This is a genomic window from Rhizobium sp. AG855, assembly GCF_003610655.1.
Taxonomy (GTDB): domain Bacteria; phylum Pseudomonadota; class Alphaproteobacteria; order Rhizobiales; family Rhizobiaceae; genus Allorhizobium; species Allorhizobium wuzhouense.
The window spans coordinates 727,247-746,559 of the sequence record NZ_RAQG01000003.1 but is presented as its reverse complement, the minus strand read 5'-3'; the positions used below and the strand labels follow the sequence as shown (position 1 = coordinate 746,559).

Genomic DNA, 19,313 nt, shown 5'->3' with positions numbered 1-19,313 from the left:
GTCGCAGATTTTTGCCGATTCCGTCTTGAGTGCCGGGCTGGAAGCTGTAATGTTTTACCAGTCGGTCAAATTATTGGACAGATGTCAAATAAAGGCAACTGCCGATACGACAGCGGAAAAGACAAAGACAAGCCGCTGTTGCTGACCCCGGGAACATGGGAGTCGGGCGCAAGATCCGATTCCGAAAAACAGGTGAGGATCTGCAATGACGGCGCAACCCGGCACGAACCTTCGCGTGAACGGCGATCGGCTGTGGGACATGCTCATGGAGATGGCGAAGATCGGCCCCGGCGTGGCCGGCGGCAACAATCGCCAGACCCTGACGGACGAGGATGCGGAATCTCGCCGCCTGTTCCAGCGCTGGTGCGAGGATGCGGGGCTGACCATGGGCGTCGACACCATGGGCAACATGTTCATGACCCGCGCCGGAACCGATCCGGATGCGCTTCCCGTCTATGTCGGCAGCCACCTCGATACCCAGCCGACCGGCGGCAAATATGACGGCGTGCTCGGCGTGCTCGCCGGTCTGGAAGTCGTGCGCTCGATGAACGACCTCAACATCAAGACGAAGCATCCCATCGTCGTCACCAACTGGACCAACGAGGAAGGCGCCCGTTTTGCACCCGCCATGCTGGCCTCCGGCGTCTTTGCCGGCGTGCTGACCCAGGATTATGCCTATGGCCGAAAAGATATGGACGGCAAGACTTTCGGTGACGAGCTGAAGCGCATCGGCTGGGTGGGTGATGAGACGGTGGGCGCTAGGCAGATGCACGCCTATTTCGAATATCACATCGAGCAGGGCCCGATCCTCGAAGCCGAGGAAAAGCAGATCGGCGTCGTGACCCACTGTCAGGGCCTGTGGTGGCTGGAATTCACCCTGACCGGCAAGGAAGCCCATACCGGCTCCACCCCGATGAACCACCGCGTCAATGCCGGCCTGGCCATGGCCCGGATCATGGAAATGGTGCAGACCGTTGCCATGGACAACCAGCCGGGCTGCGTCGGCGGCGTCGGGCAGGTAAAATTCTCCCCCAATTCCCGCAATGTGCTGCCCGGCACGGTCATTTTCACCGTCGACATCCGCTCGCCCGAGCAGGCCAAGCTCGATGGCATGCGCGCAAGGATCGAGAAGGAAGCAACCGAGATCTGTTCAGCCCTCGGCGTCGGCTGTGCCGTGGAAGCCGTCGGCCATTTCGACCCTGTTACCTTCGATCCGAAGCTCGTCGCCTCCGTCCGCAAGGCGGCGGAAGATCTGGGCTACAGCCACATGAACATCATCTCCGGCGCCGGCCACGACGCCTGCTGGGCCGCCAAGGTGGCACCTTCGACGATGATCATGTGCCCCTGCGTCGATGGCCTGAGCCACAACGAGGCGGAGGAGATCTCGAAGGAATGGGCCTCCGCCGGCTGCGACGTGCTGCTCCGGGCGGTTCTGGAGACGGCGGAGATTGTGGCGTAGGATCATGACCTGACCGTAGTGGAGGTATGCCGATGGCTTTGCCAAGAGAACTGTCTGCTGAAGAGAAGGCTGAGTTTCGCGCCAAGGGATTTCAGCGATTTGAACTATGGCTGCCCGACTTGAGAGATCCAACGGTGCGAGAACAGGCATTGGCTGAGGCAAACAGGATGGCGTTTGCCGATGAGGAAGACGATGTCATGGAGTGGATCGATAGCCTTCAAAAGGACATGTGGGATCACGAACCCGGTGAAGGTGGTCAATGAAGCGTGGCGACGTCGTCACTGTCATACTCTCCAGCGATCTGGGCAAGCCTCGCCCGGCCGTTGTTGTTCAGACAGACTCGATGACGGAGTCGCAGTTGAGAACCTTGCTCGTCTGCCCGATCACCAGCTTCAGTTCAGGGCCGAGCATTTTTCGGGTGCCGGTGGAACCCACCTCCACGAACGGGCTGAAACTGCAGTCGGAAGTCATGGTCGACAAGATCAGTCCGGCCAGCAGACAGAGGATCGGGGACGTAATCGGCACCTTCGACGACGTGACAATGCGACGCGTGGAGCGGTCCATGGCTTTGGCCCTGGGCTTCGCCGGATGAGCACACACTGAACTGAAAATACGGGGAGAGACCACATGACCACCACAGTCATCAAGAACGGCACGATCGTCACCGCCGATCTGACCTACAAGGCCGATGTCAAGATCGAGGGCGGCGTAATCGTCGAGATCGGGCCCAATCTCTCCGGCGACACCGTGCTGGATGCGACCGGCTGCTACGTCATGCCTGGCGGCATCGACCCGCATGTGCATCTCGAAATGCCCTTCATGGGCACCTATTCCGCCGACGACTTCGAAAGTGGCACGCGGGCCGGCCTTGCCGGCGGCACGACCATGGTCGTCGATTTCTGTCTGCCCGGCCCCGACCAGTCGCTGCTCGATGCGCTCACAATGTGGGACAACAAGACCTCGCGCGCCACGGCTGACTATTCCTTCCACATGGCGATTACAGGCTGGAACGAACGCGTCTTCGACGAGATGAAGACGGTCGTCCAGGATCGCGGCATCAACACCTTCAAGCATTTCATGGCCTACAAGGGCGCGCTGATGGTGAATGACGACGAAATGTTCGCCTCCTTCCAGCGCTGCGCCGAACTCGGCGCGCTCCCCCTTGTGCATGCCGAAAACGGCGACGTCGTCGCCTCGATGACGGCGAAGCTCTTGGCCGAAGGCAATAACGGACCGGAGGCGCACGCCTATTCCCGTCCGCCGGAGGTCGAGGGCGAAGCCACCAACCGCGCGATTATGCTGGCCGATATGGCGGGCGTTCCGCTCTACGTCGTGCACACCTCCTGCGAACAGGCGCACGAAGCCATCCGCCGCGCCCGCCAGAAGGGCATGCGCGTCTATGGCGAGCCGCTGATCCAGCACCTGACACTCGACGAAAACGAATATTTCAACAAGGACTGGGATCACGCCGCCCGCCGCGTCATGTCGCCCCCCTTCCGCAACAAGCAGCACCAGGATTCCCTCTGGGCCGGCCTGCAGTCGGGCTCGCTCTCGGTCGTGGCCACCGACCACTGCGCCTTCACCACCGAGCAGAAACGCTTCGGCCTCGATAGCTTCGCCAAGATCCCGAACGGCACCGGCGGGCTCGAAGACCGCATGCCCATGCTCTGGACCTATGGGGTCGCGACCGGTCGCCTGACGATGAACGAATTCGTCGCGGTCACCTCGACCAACATCGCCAAGATCCTCAACATCTACCCGAAGAAGGGCGCCGTGCTCGTCGGCGCCGATGCCGACCTCGTGGTCTGGGATCCCAAGCGCTCCAAGACCATCTCCGCCAAGACCCAGCAGTCCTCGATCGACTACAACGTCTTCGAAGGCAAGGAAGTCAACGGCCTGCCACGCTACACGCTGACCCGCGGCTATGTCGCGATCGAGGAGAGCGCGGTCAAGACCCGCGAGGGCCATGGCAAGTTTGTGAAGCGCGAGCCGTTCACGGCGGTCAACAAGGCGCTGTCGACCTGGAAGGAACTGGTTGCTCCGCGCAAGGTGGAACGCTCGGGCATTCCGGCGACGGGGGTGTGAGCGTGATGCCAGCGAAGAAGACATGGCTGCGGAGAAGTGCGCGCTTCGGCGCGGGCTACGCAGCGGCCGTGTTTGTCGGCGTCATGGGCATCTGGGCGACGCTTGAGGTCACAGATGCCGTCACCTACGGTCGACTGCCGCTCTTCGTCTTGATTTTTCCCGGCTCCATTCTTCAAGCACTTCGGTTGACGGCGGAAATCATGCCGGTCGCCTTGTTGCTGGCCGCACCCTTCACCCTGCTGGCCACCTGGGTACTTCTGCGAATGCAGTGGAACCGCTGGTGGCATTTTGCCATCGCGGGTGCCGCCTGCCCCCTCTCCGGCATCGCTCTTTTGCAACTGGCAACCTGGGGCCGTTTCTTCAATCAGAACTCGGCGTCAATGGCCCTGTCCCTGGTCCCGACAGGCATGATCTGCGCGATCATCTATTGGTGGATCGCCCTGCCACGAACAGAGAGGCTGGCGACATGAGCCCGACCTCACACCTCAACCAACCCATCCAGCTCCGGCAGCAGCACGACGCTCTCCTGCTCGTTCGGATCGGTGCGCGCTATGATCGCCGTACAGGGCGCGTTCGACAGGTTCGCCGGCAGATGCGGCACGCCGGCCGGAATGTAGAACAGCTCGCCCGCGTGAACCACGACATGGTTTTCCAGCCGATCGCCGTACCAGGTATGCGCCTGGCCGGAGAGCATGTAGATCGCCGTCTCGTGGCTCTCGTGCAGATGCGCCTTGGCGCGCGCGCCGGGCGGCATGGTCAGCACATGCATACAAATGCCCTTGGCACCCACGGTTTCGGCGGCGATCCCTTCAAAGTAACTCAGTCCCTGCTTGCCCTCATAGGTATGGCCGGGCTTCACGATCCGGCAGGTGGGCTTCGATGATGCATCCATGGTCTGATCCTCATCCCTTTGGCGGAAACGCCGCCAGTCCCGGCCCGCGAGAGATGCGCGGCCGCCTCGTCAAAGAATGCAAGAGGCGAAAGGCCTTTGCAAGAAACCCGATTGGTCCCAGCGCATGAATGCACCCATCTCCGTCGTCTCGGCCAGGAACCTGAGCCTCACCTTCGAGACCAATGACGGCCCCGTCCACGCCCTGTCGAATGTCGATCTCGAAGTGAAGAAGGGCGATTTCGTCTCCTTCATCGGACCCTCCGGCTGCGGCAAGACCACGTTCCTCCGCGTCATCGCCGATCTCGAAAAGCACACCGCCGGTGAGATCACCGTCAACGGCATGACGCCGGAAGAGGCGCGCAAGGCGCGCTCCTACGGCTACGTCTTTCAGGCGGCAGCCCTTTATCCCTGGCGCACGATCGAGAACAACATCGCGCTGCCGCTCGAAATCATGGGCTACAGCGCCGACGAAAAGAAGAAGCGCATCGAGCGCACGCTCGATCTTGTCAACCTCTCGGGCTTTGCCAAGAAATATCCCTGGCAGCTGTCCGGCGGCATGCAGCAGCGCGCCTCGATCGCCCGCGCGCTCGCCTTCGACGCGGACCTCCTCCTGATGGACGAACCCTTCGGCGCGCTCGACGAAATCGTCCGCGACCACCTGAATTCGGAGCTTCTGAAGCTCTGGGACCGCACCAACAAGACGATCTGCTTCGTCACCCATTCGATCCCCGAGGCCGTCTACCTCTCCACCAAGATCGTCGTCATGAGCCCTAGGCCCGGCCGGGTAACCGACATCATCGAGTCGACGCTACCCAAGGAACGCCCGCTCGACATCCGCGAGACGCCGGAGTTTCTCGAGATCGCGCACCGCGTGCGCGAGGGTCTGAAGGCAGGGCATAGCTATGAGGAATAGTGTGTTGCTTTCGGCAAATATGCCCCTCACCCTGCCCCTCTCCCCGCAGGCGGGGAGAGGGTATGGCAAGCGCTGTGCCGCACATCCCTTCTCCCCGTTGCAACGGGGAGAAGGTGCCGGCAGGTCAGGCGCAAATTTTGCGCCGGGGATGAGGGGCATCTCTTTTAATGCTGCGGCTCTGGTCGCCCCCCTCTGCCCTGCCGGGCATCTCCCCCACAAGGGGGGAGAGCGGGATGCGGTCGCCGTCGCACTCCCATGGCAAAGCACCAGCCGCCACTCTCCCCCCTTGTGGGGGAGATGTCACGGAGTGACAGAGGGGGGTAATGCTCTCTCGACGCGAGGGATCACCCCATGAACCCCACCTTCCTCCTGTGGCTCGGTGCCGCCATGGCGACCTTCCTCGGCGCCGCCACCGTCTCCCGCGCCTATGTCGACAACGGCAGGCTCTGGGTGCTCTTGGCCTCGCTCGCCCTCTACTGCCTCGGCAATCTGATGATGGTGAAGCTGATGCGTGAGGGTGGGCTGGGCTTGGCCATCTCCGCTTCGGCCATCGCCCAGCTGGTCCTCATCAACGTCATCGCCTTCTTCCTCTTCGGCGAAAGGCTCAGCAACATCCAGACGGCCGGCGTGGCGCTTGGTGTCGTCTCCATGGCGCTGATGCTCTTTCCGGCAAAGGGAGGCGTGTGACCATGGCCGAGCCGTCCAACTTCCGCGACCGCATCCTGCCGATCCTGACGGTGATCCTGGCGATCCTCGTCGTCTGGCATCTCTTCGTCGTCTACCTGAACGCGCCCTTCGTGCGCGACCAAGCGGCCCGTGCCGGCGAGGAGATCACCTTCGCTGAGGTCGTCGAGCGGACCTTTGCGCAGGAGCGCCCGGTGCTGCCGGCCCCGCACCAGATCGTCGCCGAACTCTGGGACACCACCATCAACAAGGCCGTCACCTCCAAGCGCAGCCTGGTCTACCATGCCTGGATCACGCTCTCGGCGACACTGGCCGGCTTTGCCATGGGAACCGTGCTCGGCATCGTGCTGGCCATCGCCATCGTTCACAACCGGGCGATGGACCGATCGCTGATGCCCTGGGTCATCGCCTCCCAGACGATCCCGATCCTCGCCATCGCGCCAATGATCATTGTGGTGTTGAATTCCATCGGCATCTCCGGATTGATGCCCAAGGCCCTGATTTCGACCTATCTTTCCTTCTTCCCGATTGTCGTCGGCATGGTGAAGGGCCTGCGCAGCCCCGATATCCTGCTGCTTGACCTGATGCACACCTATAACGCCAGCCAGACCCAGACCTTCTGGAAGCTGCGTTGGCCGGCCTCCATGCCCTATCTCTTCACCTCGCTGAAGGTGGCCATCGCGATCTCGCTCGTCGGTGCGATCGTCGGTGAACTGCCGACCGGTGCTGTCGCGGGCCTCGGCGCCCGCCTGCTCTCCGGCTCGTATTACGGCCAGACCATCCAGATCTGGGCCGCCCTCTTCATGGCAGCGGGCTTGGCTGCCCTGCTCGTCTCGATCGTCGGCATGGCGCACACAAGGGTGCTCGCACGCATGGGGGTCAAGCCATGAACGGGTATCTCGTCTTCGCCTTTGTCTTCTGGCTCTGCACCTGGGGCCTCAACGAATGGCTGGTGCGTCTGCGCACCAAGGATCCGGCCGCCCGCCGCGCGATCGGCATTGCCGTCCCGCTGATCTTTGGCGTGACGCTGCTCGTCATCTGGGAATGCCTCGTGCGCGGCTTCGAGATCCCCTCGATCCTGCTCCCCGCCCCCTCGATGATCTGGGCGCGAATCCTCACCTCCACCCATATCCTCTGGGCGGATTTCCAGCAGACCTTCCTGAAATCGGTCATCACCGGCTACGTCGCCGGCTGCAGCCTCGGCTTCATCGCCGCGATCCTGATCGACCGCTCACCCTTCCTCCAGAAGGGTCTGCTGCCGATCGGCAACTTCGTCTCGGCGCTCCCGGTCGTCGGCATCGCCCCGATCATGGTCATGTGGTTCGGCTTCGACTGGCAGTCGAAAGTCGCCGTCGTCGTCATCATGACCTTCTTCCCGATGCTGGTGAACACGGTCCAGGGTTTGGCGTCTGCCAGCCATATGGAACGCGACCTGATGCACACCTATGCCGCCTCCTGGTGGCAGACGCTGGTGCGCCTGCGGCTTCCCGCCGCCTGGCCTTTCATCTTCAATGCGCTGAAGATCAATTCCACCCTCGCGCTGATCGGTGCGATCGTGGCAGAATTCTTCGGCACCCCGATTGTCGGCATGGGCTTCCGGATCTCGACCGAGGTCGGACGCTCGAATGTCGACATGGTCTGGGCCGAGATTGCGGTTGCCGCACTCGCCGGCTCGGTCTTCTACGGATTGGTGGCACTGGCCGAACGCCGGGTCACCTTCTGGCATCCGTCCGTCCGTGGTGGCCGGACGTAAGTGGGACTAACAAGAAAAGAGGGAACTGAAATGACTGTCAAACTCGCATCCCTGCTGCTGTCAGCTGCGGTCTCGCTGACCGCCCTGCAGGCCGCCGCCGCCGACAAGGTGACCCTCCAGCTGAAATGGGTAACCCAGGCCCAGTTCGCCGGCTATTACGTCGCGAAAGACAAGGGCTTCTACGAAGAAGAAGGCCTCGACGTCGAAATCAAGCCGGGCGGTCCGGATATTGCTCCGCCGCAGGTTCTGGCTGGTGGCGGCGCTGACGTGATCGTCGACTGGATGCCGTCGGCACTTGCCACCCGCGAAAAGGGCGTTCCGCTCGTCAACATCGCCCAGCCCTTCAAGTCCTCGGGCATGATGCTGACCTGTCTGAAGGAAACCGGCATCACCAAGCCGGAAGATTTCAAGGGCAAGACGCTCGGCGTCTGGTTCTTCGGCAACGAATATCCGTTCCTGTCCTGGATGAGCACGCTCGGCATCAAGACCGACGGTTCGGAAGGCGGCGTGACGGTTCTGAAGCAAGGCTTCAACGTCGACCCGCTGCTGCAGAAGCAGGCCGCCTGCATCTCGACCATGACCTACAACGAATACTGGCAGGTCATCGATGCCGGCATCAAGGCGGAAGACCTGGTCACCTTCAAGTATGAAGACGAAGGCGTCGCCACGCTCGAAGACGGTCTCTATGTGCTTGAGGACAAGCTGAAGGACCCGGCCTTCAAGGAAAAGATGGTCAAGTTCGTTCGCGCGTCGATGAAGGGCTGGAAATATGCCGAGGAGAACTCCGACGAAGCAGCCGAGATCGTTCTCGAAAACGACGCGTCGGGTGCCCAGACCGAGCAGCATCAGAAGCGCATGATGAGCGAAGTCGCCAAGCTGACGGCCGGCTCGAACGGCGCGCTCGACAAGGCCGATTACGATCGTACCGTGAAGACGCTGCTCGGCGGCGGCTCGGATCCGGTGATCTCCAAGGAGCCGACGGGGGCTTACACGACCGAGATCACCGACGCGGCCCTGAAATAGTCTTGGCGGACCACAGCAAGTAACGGGCACGGGGAGTGATCCCCGTGCTCGAATATTTTGTAGGCAACGCTGATCAAATTGGCATCGCTGAATTGCATTTCGGCAACACCACAGTCCAATATTGAACATTCTTTTCGCCGAACCTGAAATCACGGCCAGCGCCTCTTGCAAGCATTTGGCCGATCGCCCACCTCTGGCAGGATGTTGGGGTACCGGTGCCGCCCACGCGGCGCTACGGTGGGGGTTGTTATTGCGCCTTGGATGTGAGCCGGATACGGCGCCCATGCGTAATATGAACGGACTTGCGATCTATTTTTGGGGAAGGGACCCATGCTTATAAACACGAGCCCCAGGGCCATCATGCTGGCCTCCATGCTGACGCTGATGGCCTCGGTCGCCTTCGCTGAGGAAAAGCCAGCAGACGCGGCAACGGCCCCTGCTCTGCCCTCGATCGTCGTCACCCAGGCCAAGAGCCGCGATCTGGTCGACCGGATCGTCGCCACCGGCACGATCAAGGCGGTCGAGGACGTCTACATCCAGCCGCAGGTCGAAGGTCTTCAGATCAAGTCCCTGGAAGCCGATGTCGGCGACACGGTGGCCGCCGGTCAGGTTGTCGCCCGCCTCAACGATGACACGCTGAAGCTGGAACGCAGCCAGCAGGCGGCAAACCTTGCCAAGGCTGAGGCCTCTCTGGCCCAGTCGCGCGCTCAGGTGGTCGAAGCCGAAGCCAATCTCAAGGAAGCCCAGCGCCAGTTCGACCGGGCCTCGCGTCTCGTCACCAGCGGTTCGGCCTCAGCTTCGCAGCGCGAACAGGCCGAAACCTCGCTCGCCAGCGCCCAGACCCGCGTCGAGAGCGCCAAGCAGGCAATTGCGGTGGCCCAAGCGGACATCAAGGTGATCGAGACGCAGATCTCGGATATCGACCTGCGCCTCGCCCGCACGGAGATCAAGTCGCCTGTCGCCGGCATCATTTCGGTTCGCAACGCCCGCATCGGCGCCATCGCCTCTGGCAGCGCCTCGCCGCTGTTCACCGTCATTCGCGATGGCCAGATCGAACTGGTGGCGGACGTGACGGAAAGTGATATACTGCGGTTGAAGACGGACCAGGAAGCCGTCATTACGGTTGCAGGCACCAAGACCCCGATCACCGGCTCGATCCGGCTGGTCTCGCCGGTGGTTGACGCCCTGACCCGCATGGGTTCGGTGCATATTGCCATCGACGACGACATGGCCGCACGCGCCGGCATGTATGGAAATGCCGCGATCACCATTGGCAAGGCTGATGATATCGCGCTGCCCCTCTCGGCCATCACCAGCGAGCGTAACGTGACCACGGTACGCCTCGTCACGGACGGTGTGGTCAAGATGCAGACGGTCAAGACAGGCATCCAGGACGGTCCCTACATCGAAGTGACCGAAGGACTGAAGGAGGGTGACCTGGTCGTCGCCAAGGCGGGCGTCTTCGTCCGTGAAGGTGACCGGATCAATCCCGTAGAAGACACCAGCAGCGTATCCAACTGAGGAACGACGTCGCCATGAACTTCTCTGCATGGTCCATCCGAAACCCGATCGCGCCGATCCTGGCGTTTTTCCTGTTGGTCGTGGTCGGGATTCAGTCCTTCAACGCGCTGCCGATCACCCGGTTCCCGAACATCGACGTGCCCTTGGTCGCGGTCACCGTCGGCCAGAGCGGCGCCTCCCCGGCCGAGCTTGAAAGCCAGGTGACCAAGGAGGTCGAGGACGCGGTCGCCTCGATCACCGGCGTCGATGAAATCAATTCGAACGTGACCGATGGCCAGTCGCAGACCATCATCATGTTCCGCATGGAAGTTCCGACCGAACAGGCCGTGCAGGACGTCAAGGACGCCATCGACCGCATTCGCGGCGACCTGCCGGCTTCGGTCGACGAGCCGATCGTCACCAAGATCGACGTCGAAGGTCAGGCGATCCAGAGCTTTGCCGTTTCCTCGCCGGACATGAATCTCGCTGAACTCTCGTGGTTTGTCGATGACACGATCAAGCGTGCTTTGCAGGGCCAGCCCGGCATCGGCCGGGTCGACCGTTACGGCGGCTCAGACCGTGAAGTCCGCGTCGAACTCGATCCCAACCGCCTGGATGCCCTCGGCATCACCGCCGCTGACGTATCCAGCCAGTTAAGGGGAACCAATGTCGACCTCGGCTCCGGTCGTGGCCAGGTTGCCGGCGCCGAGCAGTCGATCCGCACGCTCGGCGACAACAGGGACGTGACGAGCCTCGCCGGCACGACGATTGCGCTTCCGGGCGATCGCTTCGTCAAGCTCTCGGACCTCGGAACCGTCAAGGACACCTATCAGGAGCCGAAATCCTTTGCACGACACGATGGCAAACCCGTCGTGTCCTTCGCGGTGTTCCGCGCCAAGGGCGCCAGCGAAGTGACGGTCGCAGAAACCGTCGCTGAAAGTCTCGCCCAGGTGCGCGCCGAGAACCCTGATGTCCAGATCGAAATGATCGACGATTCCGTCTACTTCACCTACGGCAACTACGAAGCGGCCATGCACACGCTGATCGAAGGCGCCATTCTCGCCGTCATCGTCGTGCTGCTCTTCCTGCGCAACTGGCGTGCCACACTGATTTCAGCCATCGCACTGCCGCTGTCGGCCATCCCGACCTTCTGGGTCATGGACATGATGGGCTTCTCGCTCAATCTGGTCAGCTTCCTGGCGCTCACGCTGGCGACCGGTATTCTCGTCGATGATGCGATCGTCGAGGTGGAAAACATCGCCCGCCACATCAAGATGGGCAAGACGCCCTATCGCGCGGCGATCGAGGCGGCCGATGAAATCGGTCTCGCCGTCATCGCGACCACCTTCACCATTATCGCCGTCTTCGTGCCTGTTTCCTTCATGCCGGGCATTCCCGGCCAGTACTTCATCCAGTTCGGCCTGACGGTTGCCTTCTCCGTCTTCTTCTCGCTGCTGGTTGCCCGCCTCATCACGCCGATGATGGCGGCCTATCTGATGCGCGCCGAAGACGCGATGGACGATCATCACGACAACGACAGCGTGCCGCTGAAGCTCTATACCCGTCTCGTGCGCTTCACCACGCGCCGCTGGTATTCGCGCCTGGGCACCCTCGTTGCGGCCATCGTCTTCCTCATCGGCTCGCTGATGCTGCTCGCGCAGGTTCCCGGCAGCTTCCTGCCGCCGGAAGACGCAGGCCGCATCACCCTGTCCGTCGAACTGCCGCCGAACGCGACGCTCGACGAGACCGAGCGCAAGACCGAAGAAATCTATGCGGCGGTCAAGGATGTGTCGGACGTCTCCAGCATCTTCATCCTCGGCGGCGCCTCGCCGAGGGGCGATCTTGAGCTGCGCCGCGCCAGCGTCACCATGAATCTCGACCGCATCGACCACTCGCTGCTCAAGACCCTCGTGAACAAGGGTCTCGGCGGACTTCCGGTGATCGGCCCGTATCTGCCCAAGATCGAGGAACACGGCCGCACGCGTCCGCAATGGGACATCGAGGAAGAGGTTTTCGAAAAGCTCGCCTCCATCGCCGACATTCGCGTACTGAAGCTGAACGACCGCGGCGAGCGCGATATCTCCTTCAACTTCCTCTCGAAGAACGAGGACGAGCTGAACGCGGCCATCGCCATTCTCGAAGCGAAGCTGCGGACGGTCCCGGAACTGTCGAATGTCAGCTCGGAAGGTGCGCTCCCGCGCCCGGAACTGCAGATCCGCCCCCGCGCGGATGAGGCGGCCCGCCTCGGCATCACCGCTCAGCAGATCTCGCAGACCATCCGCGTTGCCACCATTGGTGACGTGGACGCCGCCCTGCCGAAGATCTCGCTCGATGATCGCCAGATCCCGATCCGCGTTCAGGCTTCGCTTGATCTGAGAACCAACCTGGCCGCCTTGCGCGCGCTCAAGGTTCGCACGGCATCGGGCGCGACCGTGCCGCTATCGAGCGTTGCCGACATCGACTATTCGGAAGGCGTGTCCTCGATCAAGCGCAACGACCGCAACCGTGTGGTCACCATCGGTGCGGGCCTGCCCCAGGGCATTGCCCTCGACACCGCCACCAAGGCCTTCCGCGACACGGTGAAGAGCGCGGACATTCCCGCGAGCGTCCGGCTTGCCGAAAGCGGCGACGCCAAGATCCAGGCCGAGATGCAGCAGAGCTTCGTCAATGCGATGATCCTCGGCCTTTTGCTGGTGCTGACGGTGCTGATCCTGCTTTTCAAGAACGTGATCCAGCCCTTCACCATCCTGTTCTCGCTGCCGCTCGCCATCGGCGGCGTGGCGGTCGGCCTGATCGTCACCAACAATGCGCTGTCCATGCCGGTCCTGATCGGCATCCTGATGCTGATGGGCATCGTGACGAAAAACGCCATCCTGCTGGTCGACTTCGCGATCGAAATGCGCAATCAGGGCATGCACCGCCTGGAAGCCATGGTGGAAGCGGGACGCAAGCGCGCCCGGCCGATCATCATGACCTCGATCGCCATGTCGGCCGGCATGCTGCCCTCGGCGCTCGGTGTGGGTGAAGGCGGCTCGTTCCGCTCGCCGATGGCGATCGCCGTGATCGGCGGCATCATCGTCTCCACGGCACTCAGTCTCGTCGTGGTTCCGGCCTTCTTCCTGATCCTCGACGATCTCTCGCGTCTGCTCGCCTGGCTCTTCGGACGCTTCGTCGGCAAGAAGGAAGTCGAAGAGAAGGTTCTTTCCGCCGAAGACCTGTCGCATCTGACGCGCCGCAACTTCGACAGCCTGCAGGCGGTGGAAAAGCGCCTCGCCGCAGTCGAACGCAGCAAGACCGATATCCGCAAGGGTGACGGCAACGGCAATGTCATCAACCTGCCTCCCCTCGCCGCCGAGTAGCGGCGAGGAGACCGGGCGGGCCTGATCGGCCAAATTCGGACCTTTATCGAGAGAAAGGAAATCCCGCTTGCCTGTTTGGATCTGAATCGGCAATGGTTATCGCATAAGTTGCTATACATAACCGATTCAACCAATTCAGGATCTTCTAATGAAGAAACTCATTGCTACCGCTGCCGTCGTGCTGATGGCCACCACCGCATCTGCAGCCGATGCGGTCTCCTCCGTCCCGCAAGCCCCAGTCGCCGCAGAAGTCAGCCCGAGCGGTTTCGATTGGACCGGCGGCTATGCCGGCATCCAGACGGGCTATGCTTGGCTTGACGGCACCTTCGATGCCGGAGCGGCGGCGGGGGGGTGCCGCGCCACTGCAAGGTGACCTCGATGGAGGCATCCTCGGGTTCTTTGCCGGCTACAACAAGCAGTTCACCAACAATCTCGTGCTCGGCCTCGATGCCAATGTGGACTACAATTGGAATGATACGACGATGTTGTCGGTGTTCGGCGATGTCGACGGCAAAGCCGAATGGCAGGGCTCCGTTCGCGGCCGCGTCGGCTATGCCGCCGATCGTGCTTTGATCTATGTGGCAGCAGGTTACGTGGCAACGCGGGCTGAGGCCGACAACGCAATCCTCGGAAGCGCATCGGAGACCTTTCACGGCTATACCGTTGGCGCCGGCGTGGATTACGCCATCACCGACCGGATCTTTGGCCGCCTCGACTATCGCTACAACGACTTCGGCAGCAAGGATCTCGATTTTAGCGGTACGGCGGTGAAATCGGATCTCAGCCAGCACAGCATCAAGCTGGGCGTCGGCGTCAAGTTCTGACGCAATCGCAGAAAGTGGCAGACTTCGGGGGCGCTCCGGCAACGGCGCGCCTCTTCTTGTCTGCGCCCTCAGGTTCCTGCGGATATTCTCATGCAACCGGCTGGCGGGTTGATCGAAATCAAACATGACAGGTGCAACCGGCACTATGCTGCAAGGGCTGGAAAGGGGCGACGCGCCCGATATCCTGCGGGTTTGCAGCACCACCGGGGGTGGCGGCGCAGGTTTGCGGATGCGGGCACCGGAAGCGCGAAGATGGCTCGCGCAGGTGATTTGTCGGTCCATGGCATGGCGATGAACGGGGAGCCGGGGAAACCGTGAACAAGATCTTGAGACTGAACACGCGAGACAAGAACACGCTTTTGCGGACATCCTTCCTCTCACAGCTCGGGCCATCCGCGATGGCGGCCATGCTGGAGATTGCGACCGTCGCCAATTACGAATCGCGCGACGTGCTCTTCCGCGAAGGCGACCACGCAGAGTTCTTCTACTGCGTGCTTGGCGGTTATGTCCGCCTCTACCGGCTGAACAAGGACGGCCGGGAAGCCGATATCCGCATCTGCGGCCCCGGCGACACCTTTGCCGAATGCCTGCTGGCGATGGGCGACAACTATCTCTACAACGCACAAGCCGCAGAGACCGTGACGCTCGCACGCTTCGACCTGCAAAAGGTACGCGCCCTTGCCGAACAGGAGAAGGACGTGGCGAAAACCATCATGCGCTGCCTGTCCGACCACCTGCGCGCCACGATGGACTGCATTGCCAATGACCGCCTGCAGACAGCGCCACAGCGCGTGGCCCACTACCTGCTGACAGCCTGCAACACCGATGGCGGCCCGGCGTCGATCCGCCTGCCCTTTCAGAAGAGCCTGCTGGCCGGCAAGCTGGGTCTGGCACCCGAAGCCCTGTCGCGCGCCTTCTCGACGCTGCGTCGCGCCGGTGTCACCGTGCGTGGCCGCACCATCCAGATCAACGACGTGACGGCCCTCAAGCAGATCTGAGCGCTGAAAGACATAGGAGATACGGCGTGGCTTACAGCCCGCCGCTCTCCTGCAGGAAGGCGACGATGCGTTCGACGCCAGCCCCCCGCTTCAGATCGGTAAAGACGAAGGGGCCCCCGGCCCGCATCCGCCCGGCATCCCGTTCCATCACCTCGAGATCGACGCCGACATGCGGCGCGAGATCCGTCTTGTTGATGACAAGCAGATCCGAGCGTGTGATCCCCGGCCCGCCCTTGCGCGGGATTTCCTCGCCCTGGCAGACCGAAATCACATAGAGCGTGATGTCAGCGAGATCGGGCGAGAAGGTCGCTGCCAGATTGTCTCCCCCCGATTCGATGAAGACGAGGTCGAGGTCGGGGATGCGGGCGTTGAGATCGGCGATGGCCCTCAGATTGATCGAGGCATCCTCCCGGATTGCCGTATGGGGACACCCGCCCGTCTCGACGCCCACCACGCGGTCGGAACTGAGCGCCTGCATGCGGATCAGCGCATCGGCATCCTCGCGCGTGTAGATGTCGTTGGTGACGACGGCGACGGAATACTGATCACGCATCGCCTTGCAGAGCTTCTCGGTCAGTGCCGTCTTGCCGGACCCGACTGGCCCGCCGATACCGACACGGAGCGGACCATTCTTTGACTTGATCATGTTCATGCTGCGACCTTGCGAAAACTAGGATTGGAAAAGCCGGGAATACTGCGTCTCGTGGCGCATGCTGAGGGTTTCGGCCGCAATGGCTGCCGAGCCAAGATCGTCCAGCCCCAGCCGCTCCAGGCTCGGCACCGCCAGGAGGATCCGCTCCTCGAACGCAGCGATCAGGCCGACGCCATGGCTCTGACCGATCACGCCGAGACGGATGGCAACGGAGACGAGCATCGACACCTGTGCATGCAGGAAGGCCGCAAGCGCATCGCCCGGCGCCACGCCGTGCGCCGCAGCGACGGCGCCAACGGCAACGCTGTAGGCAACCGGCCCGGATAACATGTCCAGCACGGAATGCGGCCAGCCGGCCGCCGCCGTCACGAAGGCTTCGCCCTGCCGAGTGATGTCCGCATGGCGCTCTGCCGAGCCCGCCAGCGCCACGGCCAGTTCCACGAGTTCGCCAAGATCGCCCTCTTCCCTCTGCCGCCGATGGGCGTCGACAAAGAGGATGGCATCATTGCGCAGGCCGCCGTGATCGAGCAGCAGGCCGATCCAGGATCCAAGGCTGCTGGCATCGCGCACATGCCTGTCGACGATGGCACTTTCCAGCCCGCCGGAATAGGCAAACCCGCCGACAGGAAAGGCCGGCGACAGCCACGCCATCAGCCGCAGAAGCGCGCGCTGGTCGCCAAGACGGCCTGAAGCGACGGCATCAGCCATGGCCACCGGCGCCATGTCCATGGTTGCCATGCGCATGATAGGCACCCCGCACCGGCTGAAAGGGTTCGACGACTTCGCTCACCTCGGCACCAAGCCCGGTCAGCATGTCTCTGATGACATGGTCGCGCAGGATGAGGATCCGGTCCGTCTCGATCTGGGCTGCCAGATGTCGGTTGCCGAGATGCCAGGCAAGTTCGATCAGATGCAGACCATCGCGCGCCGTGATCTGGAACAGCCGCTCTTCGGCGGCACGGATTTCGATCGTGGTGCCGTCATCAAGAACGAGCCTGTCCCCATGGGCAAACAGCACCGGCTCCTTGAGGTCGAGCATGACCATGGCGCCATCATCGAGATGCAGCAGCTTGCGGCGAAGGTGGCGCGCATCATGCGACAGAACGACGATGCCGTCGGGGGCCTCGGCCACGGTTCCGGCGGGTTTGTAGCTTGTCGCGCGCTGCATGAAATCTCCGAATGTCTGTTTTTTGAACCATGCACAAACGGAAGGCAGCGAGCAAGATTGAACTTCAGCCCTTGGCTCCGACGCCGTTGAAATTCACCGCTGGATCAGCGGCATAGTCGGCCGCGCTTTCCTCTGCCATGCTGAGGGCCTGCTCGTGCATGACCCGGTTGCGTCCATGGGACTTGGCCAGGTAGAGCGCCTTGTCGGCCTGCGCATAGACCCATTCCGGTCGGCGGTCCGGCAGAAATTCCGCAACGCCGGCGGACATGGTGACGGAAAGCTCGATGCCGTCGCAGACGAACCCCCTCCCCGCAACGAGGCTGCGCGCCCGCTCGACCAGCGCCAGCCGTTGCGCAGGCTCGCTCCCATTCAGGATCACGCCAAATTCCTCGCCCCCCAGCCGCGCGACCAGATGGCGCTCGCCGAACACCTGCCGGAAGATGGCCGAGATCTCCTGGATGACGAGGTCGCCGGCATTGTGGCCGAATCGGTCGTTGATCGACTTGAAACGGTCGATGTCGATGATGGCGAGAGAGGCCTCGCCATCCACCCGGGCAAAGGCATCGTTGAAGGCGCGTCGATTGGCGAGCCCGGACAGCGTATCGGTCCGACTGAGCCGTTCGAATTCCGCCCGCGACTGCGTCAGGTCACGAATGACGAGGCCGGCGACGAAGGCGAAAGCTCCGGAGAACGCGCCGCCGAAAAGCCAGGAAAAGGCGACGGTGATCTTCACCGCCTCGTCGATCGGCATGGTCAGGAACCCGAAGCCATAGAGCACAGGCAAGGTGGCGAGGCTGATAGCGCTGGCAAGAATGACGGCGCGACAGCTGACCGACAGCGCAAAACCCAGAATCGCCTTCTGGTTGTCGAACGTACCCAGATCGATCTGCCGCCACAGCCACGTCCTGATGATATCCACCAGATGCTCCTTCATGAGATTTGTATGGATTAGGGATCAATCCTTCCCCAATCTCTAATTAAGTCTTTCAAAATTGAACGACCTGTAAAATGAAAGAACAACAACCCAAAACGACCACCAATACAACCATGGAATGCGAAAAATAGCGAGACACCCCGTCCATATCTGCGCTTGGACAAGTTTCGCCGTGAATTTCTAGGGGAGCAGATCAGGCCTATCCACGCACATCCGCGTTGGCGCCATGATTCGGTTTGGTCAGGTGTTTCAGGACTGCAACTTTGCCGGCGATTCGATTCGCGCGAGCGACCAGTCGAGCAGTTGCGGCAGCGGCGTCCACCAGCCCGTCGTGAGCCCGCCTTGACGCAGCATTGCCGCAGTCCAGGTATTGCAGCCAATCAAAGCGTTGAAGTGGCCATTCGCCTCGAAGAAGACGTCGTCCAGGCCATAGGCCGCACCCTCGATCACGATCGGCGCGCCGCCTTGCCGCTGAAAGCTATCGCGGATCGAAGCGATCATCCGGCGGCGCCCATCGGCCGAAATGGTGAGTGGACGGACCGCCGGGTGATGAAGGTCAATCGGCCCCGCGACCTGCACATGCAGTACCGACCGGTCGACCGTCAGCGCCCGCAGCACCGGCAGCGGCTTCAGATCGCCCCAGGTTGGCGTCTCGATATAGAAGGACCGCCCACCCCAGCCGAACACAAGGTAGTCCGCACCCGGCATGCCGATCGGCAGCCCGGAGGGCATGAGATCGGCGAAAGCCGCTCGCACCTCTTCGTCAAGCGGAAGCGCAATATCGGTGTGGATCGGATTGGAAAGCAACAGGATTTCGCGGGTCTCTGTCGATGCGGCAAGCGACGGTGCCACAAGCGGACGTGGGACGAAGGTCCCAAGGCCAAGCGCGAAAAGGACGAGCAGCAAACCCGCAGAGAGCACGCGCAAAACCCTTCGCATCAACGCACCTCAGGCTTCGTGGCTTTCGACAACATTTTTAACAGACGGTCTTTCACACAAGCCAAGTCAGTGATGCCCTGGGATATGGTCGGCAAATCCGGCTTCAACCAAAAGAAAAACGAAAATTGAC

Annotated in this window: 21 protein-coding genes; 15 read left to right on the top strand and 6 right to left on the bottom strand. The window is 62.1% G+C overall.

The features are described 5' to 3' along the window. Positions 1-205: 205 nt before the first annotated feature. The 5 genes from DFO46_RS03595 to DFO46_RS03575 are packed head-to-tail and all read left to right on the top strand — an operon-like array spanning position 206 to position 4,014. Positions 206-1,459, top strand: coding sequence for a Zn-dependent hydrolase (locus tag DFO46_RS03595; protein WP_120276352.1), 1,254 nt, complete (start codon positions 206-208; stop codon positions 1,457-1,459). A gap of 32 nt (positions 1,460-1,491) precedes the next feature. After that, positions 1,492-1,722: an antitoxin MazE-like protein gene (locus DFO46_RS03590; RefSeq protein ID WP_165826225.1), complete on the top strand. Its 231-nt coding sequence runs from the start codon at positions 1,492-1,494 to the stop codon at positions 1,720-1,722. Next, positions 1,719-2,051, top strand: coding sequence for a type II toxin-antitoxin system PemK/MazF family toxin (locus DFO46_RS03585; protein WP_120276351.1), 333 nt, complete (start codon positions 1,719-1,721; stop codon positions 2,049-2,051). The genes DFO46_RS03590 and DFO46_RS03585 overlap by 4 nt, the downstream gene beginning before the upstream one ends. 35 nt (positions 2,052-2,086) lie before the next feature. After that, positions 2,087-3,544 carry a dihydropyrimidinase gene (gene hydA / locus DFO46_RS03580; protein ID WP_120276350.1) on the top strand — a complete coding sequence of 486 codons (1,458 nt, stop codon included), beginning with the start codon at positions 2,087-2,089 and terminating at the stop codon, positions 3,542-3,544. A 5-nt stretch (positions 3,545-3,549) separates the two neighbouring features. Continuing rightward, on the top strand, positions 3,550-4,014 hold the full coding sequence (locus tag DFO46_RS03575) for a hypothetical protein (RefSeq protein WP_110791925.1): 465 nt from the start codon (positions 3,550-3,552) through the stop codon (positions 4,012-4,014). 8 nt (positions 4,015-4,022) lie between these two features. Here DFO46_RS03575 and DFO46_RS03570 read toward each other — a convergent pair whose 3' ends face one another. Beyond that, positions 4,023-4,436: a cupin domain-containing protein gene (locus DFO46_RS03570; protein ID WP_110791923.1), complete on the bottom strand. Its 414-nt coding sequence runs from the start codon at positions 4,434-4,436 to the stop codon at positions 4,023-4,025. Between the two features lie 124 nt (positions 4,437-4,560). Here DFO46_RS03570 and DFO46_RS03565 point away from each other — a divergent pair, with 124 nt between their 5' ends. The 10 genes from DFO46_RS03565 (at position 4,561) to DFO46_RS03525 (ending at position 15,490) form a co-directional block, all read left to right on the top strand. Further along, positions 4,561-5,349, top strand: a complete 789-nt coding sequence (locus DFO46_RS03565; protein WP_110792207.1) for an ABC transporter ATP-binding protein — start codon at positions 4,561-4,563, stop codon at positions 5,347-5,349. Positions 5,350-5,700: 351 nt separating this feature from the next. Then, positions 5,701-6,036 carry a hypothetical protein gene (locus DFO46_RS03560; RefSeq protein ID WP_120276349.1) on the top strand — a complete coding sequence of 112 codons (336 nt, stop codon included), beginning with the start codon at positions 5,701-5,703 and terminating at the stop codon, positions 6,034-6,036. Between the two features lie 2 nt (positions 6,037-6,038). Then, complete coding sequence (locus tag DFO46_RS03555; RefSeq protein ID WP_120276348.1) at positions 6,039-6,923, top strand: ABC transporter permease; 885 nt, start codon at positions 6,039-6,041, stop codon at positions 6,921-6,923. Further along, complete coding sequence (locus DFO46_RS03550; protein WP_110791918.1) at positions 6,920-7,786, top strand: ABC transporter permease; 867 nt, start codon at positions 6,920-6,922, stop codon at positions 7,784-7,786. Before DFO46_RS03555 ends, DFO46_RS03550 begins: the two co-directional genes overlap by 4 nt. A 30-nt stretch (positions 7,787-7,816) precedes the next feature. Then, the gene (locus DFO46_RS03545) at positions 7,817-8,809 is read left to right on the top strand and encodes an ABC transporter substrate-binding protein (RefSeq protein WP_110791917.1); all 993 of its coding nucleotides are present in this window, start codon (positions 7,817-7,819) and stop codon (positions 8,807-8,809) included. 330 nt (positions 8,810-9,139) lie between these two features. After that, entirely contained in the window at positions 9,140-10,330 is a 1,191-nt protein-coding gene (locus DFO46_RS03540) for an efflux RND transporter periplasmic adaptor subunit (protein ID WP_120276347.1), read from the top strand. A 14-nt stretch (positions 10,331-10,344) separates the two neighbouring features. Next, positions 10,345-13,668: an efflux RND transporter permease subunit gene (locus DFO46_RS03535; protein WP_120276346.1), complete on the top strand. Its 3,324-nt coding sequence runs from the start codon at positions 10,345-10,347 to the stop codon at positions 13,666-13,668. Positions 13,669-13,816: 148 nt separating this feature from the next. Next, positions 13,817-14,041, top strand: coding sequence for a hypothetical protein (locus tag DFO46_RS24090; protein ID WP_245422506.1), 225 nt, complete (start codon positions 13,817-13,819; stop codon positions 14,039-14,041). Continuing rightward, positions 13,983-14,492 carry an outer membrane protein gene (locus tag DFO46_RS03530; protein ID WP_245422505.1) on the top strand — a complete coding sequence of 170 codons (510 nt, stop codon included), beginning with the start codon at positions 13,983-13,985 and terminating at the stop codon, positions 14,490-14,492. Before DFO46_RS24090 ends, DFO46_RS03530 begins: the two co-directional genes overlap by 59 nt. Positions 14,493-14,806: 314 nt before the next feature. After that, on the top strand, positions 14,807-15,490 hold the full coding sequence (locus DFO46_RS03525) for a Crp/Fnr family transcriptional regulator (RefSeq protein WP_110791912.1): 684 nt from the start codon (positions 14,807-14,809) through the stop codon (positions 15,488-15,490). 31 nt (positions 15,491-15,521) lie between these two features. Here DFO46_RS03525 and ureG read toward each other — a convergent pair whose 3' ends face one another. The 5 genes from ureG to DFO46_RS03500 form a co-directional block, all read right to left on the bottom strand. Further along, positions 15,522-16,133, bottom strand: a complete 612-nt coding sequence (ureG, locus tag DFO46_RS03520; protein ID WP_110792202.1) for an urease accessory protein UreG — start codon at positions 16,131-16,133, stop codon at positions 15,522-15,524. Positions 16,134-16,160: 27 nt separating this feature from the next. After that, entirely contained in the window at positions 16,161-16,850 is a 690-nt protein-coding gene (locus tag DFO46_RS03515) for an urease accessory UreF family protein (RefSeq protein ID WP_120278123.1), read from the bottom strand. Then, positions 16,843-17,310 carry an urease accessory protein UreE gene (ureE, locus tag DFO46_RS03510; protein WP_120276345.1) on the bottom strand — a complete coding sequence of 156 codons (468 nt, stop codon included), beginning with the start codon at positions 17,308-17,310 and terminating at the stop codon, positions 16,843-16,845. Before ureE ends, DFO46_RS03515 begins: the two co-directional genes overlap by 8 nt. Before the next feature lie 64 nt (positions 17,311-17,374). Further along, positions 17,375-18,229 carry a GGDEF domain-containing protein gene (locus DFO46_RS03505; protein ID WP_110792198.1) on the bottom strand — a complete coding sequence of 285 codons (855 nt, stop codon included), beginning with the start codon at positions 18,227-18,229 and terminating at the stop codon, positions 17,375-17,377. A 264-nt stretch (positions 18,230-18,493) separates the two neighbouring features. Continuing rightward, on the bottom strand, positions 18,494-19,183 hold the full coding sequence (locus tag DFO46_RS03500; protein ID WP_120276344.1) for a TIGR02117 family protein: 690 nt from the start codon (positions 19,181-19,183) through the stop codon (positions 18,494-18,496). Positions 19,184-19,313: the final 130 nt, after the last annotated feature.

What these genes read in the sequence shown, in the direction of transcription:
- DFO46_RS03595 (WP_120276352.1), top strand. Translation starts at nt 206, where the DNA reads ATGACGGCGCAACCCGGCACGAACCTTCGCGTGAACGGCGATCGGCTG.
- DFO46_RS03540 (WP_120276347.1), top strand. Translation starts at nt 9,140, where the DNA reads ATGCTTATAAACACGAGCCCCAGGGCCATCATGCTGGCCTCCATGCTG.
- DFO46_RS03550 (WP_110791918.1), top strand. Translation starts at nt 6,920, where the DNA reads ATGAACGGGTATCTCGTCTTCGCCTTTGTCTTCTGGCTCTGCACCTGG.
- DFO46_RS03545 (WP_110791917.1), top strand. Translation starts at nt 7,817, where the DNA reads ATGACTGTCAAACTCGCATCCCTGCTGCTGTCAGCTGCGGTCTCGCTG.
- hydA (WP_120276350.1), top strand. Translation starts at nt 2,087, where the DNA reads ATGACCACCACAGTCATCAAGAACGGCACGATCGTCACCGCCGATCTG.
- ureE (WP_120276345.1), bottom strand. Translation starts at nt 17,310, where the DNA reads ATGCAGCGCGCGACAAGCTACAAACCCGCCGGAACCGTGGCCGAGGCC.
- DFO46_RS03585 (WP_120276351.1), top strand. Translation starts at nt 1,719, where the DNA reads ATGAAGCGTGGCGACGTCGTCACTGTCATACTCTCCAGCGATCTGGGC.
- DFO46_RS03560 (WP_120276349.1), top strand. Translation starts at nt 5,701, where the DNA reads ATGAACCCCACCTTCCTCCTGTGGCTCGGTGCCGCCATGGCGACCTTC.
- DFO46_RS03590 (WP_165826225.1), top strand. Translation starts at nt 1,492, where the DNA reads ATGGCTTTGCCAAGAGAACTGTCTGCTGAAGAGAAGGCTGAGTTTCGC.
- DFO46_RS03515 (WP_120278123.1), bottom strand. Translation starts at nt 16,850, where the DNA reads ATGGCTGATGCCGTCGCTTCAGGCCGTCTTGGCGACCAGCGCGCGCTT.
- DFO46_RS03575 (WP_110791925.1), top strand. Translation starts at nt 3,550, where the DNA reads ATGCCAGCGAAGAAGACATGGCTGCGGAGAAGTGCGCGCTTCGGCGCG.
- DFO46_RS03500 (WP_120276344.1), bottom strand. Translation starts at nt 19,183, where the DNA reads ATGCGAAGGGTTTTGCGCGTGCTCTCTGCGGGTTTGCTGCTCGTCCTT.
- DFO46_RS03535 (WP_120276346.1), top strand. Translation starts at nt 10,345, where the DNA reads ATGAACTTCTCTGCATGGTCCATCCGAAACCCGATCGCGCCGATCCTG.
- DFO46_RS03570 (WP_110791923.1), bottom strand. Translation starts at nt 4,436, where the DNA reads ATGGATGCATCATCGAAGCCCACCTGCCGGATCGTGAAGCCCGGCCAT.
- DFO46_RS24090 (WP_245422506.1), top strand. Translation starts at nt 13,817, where the DNA reads ATGAAGAAACTCATTGCTACCGCTGCCGTCGTGCTGATGGCCACCACC.
- DFO46_RS03555 (WP_120276348.1), top strand. Translation starts at nt 6,039, where the DNA reads ATGGCCGAGCCGTCCAACTTCCGCGACCGCATCCTGCCGATCCTGACG.
- DFO46_RS03565 (WP_110792207.1), top strand. Translation starts at nt 4,561, where the DNA reads ATGAATGCACCCATCTCCGTCGTCTCGGCCAGGAACCTGAGCCTCACC.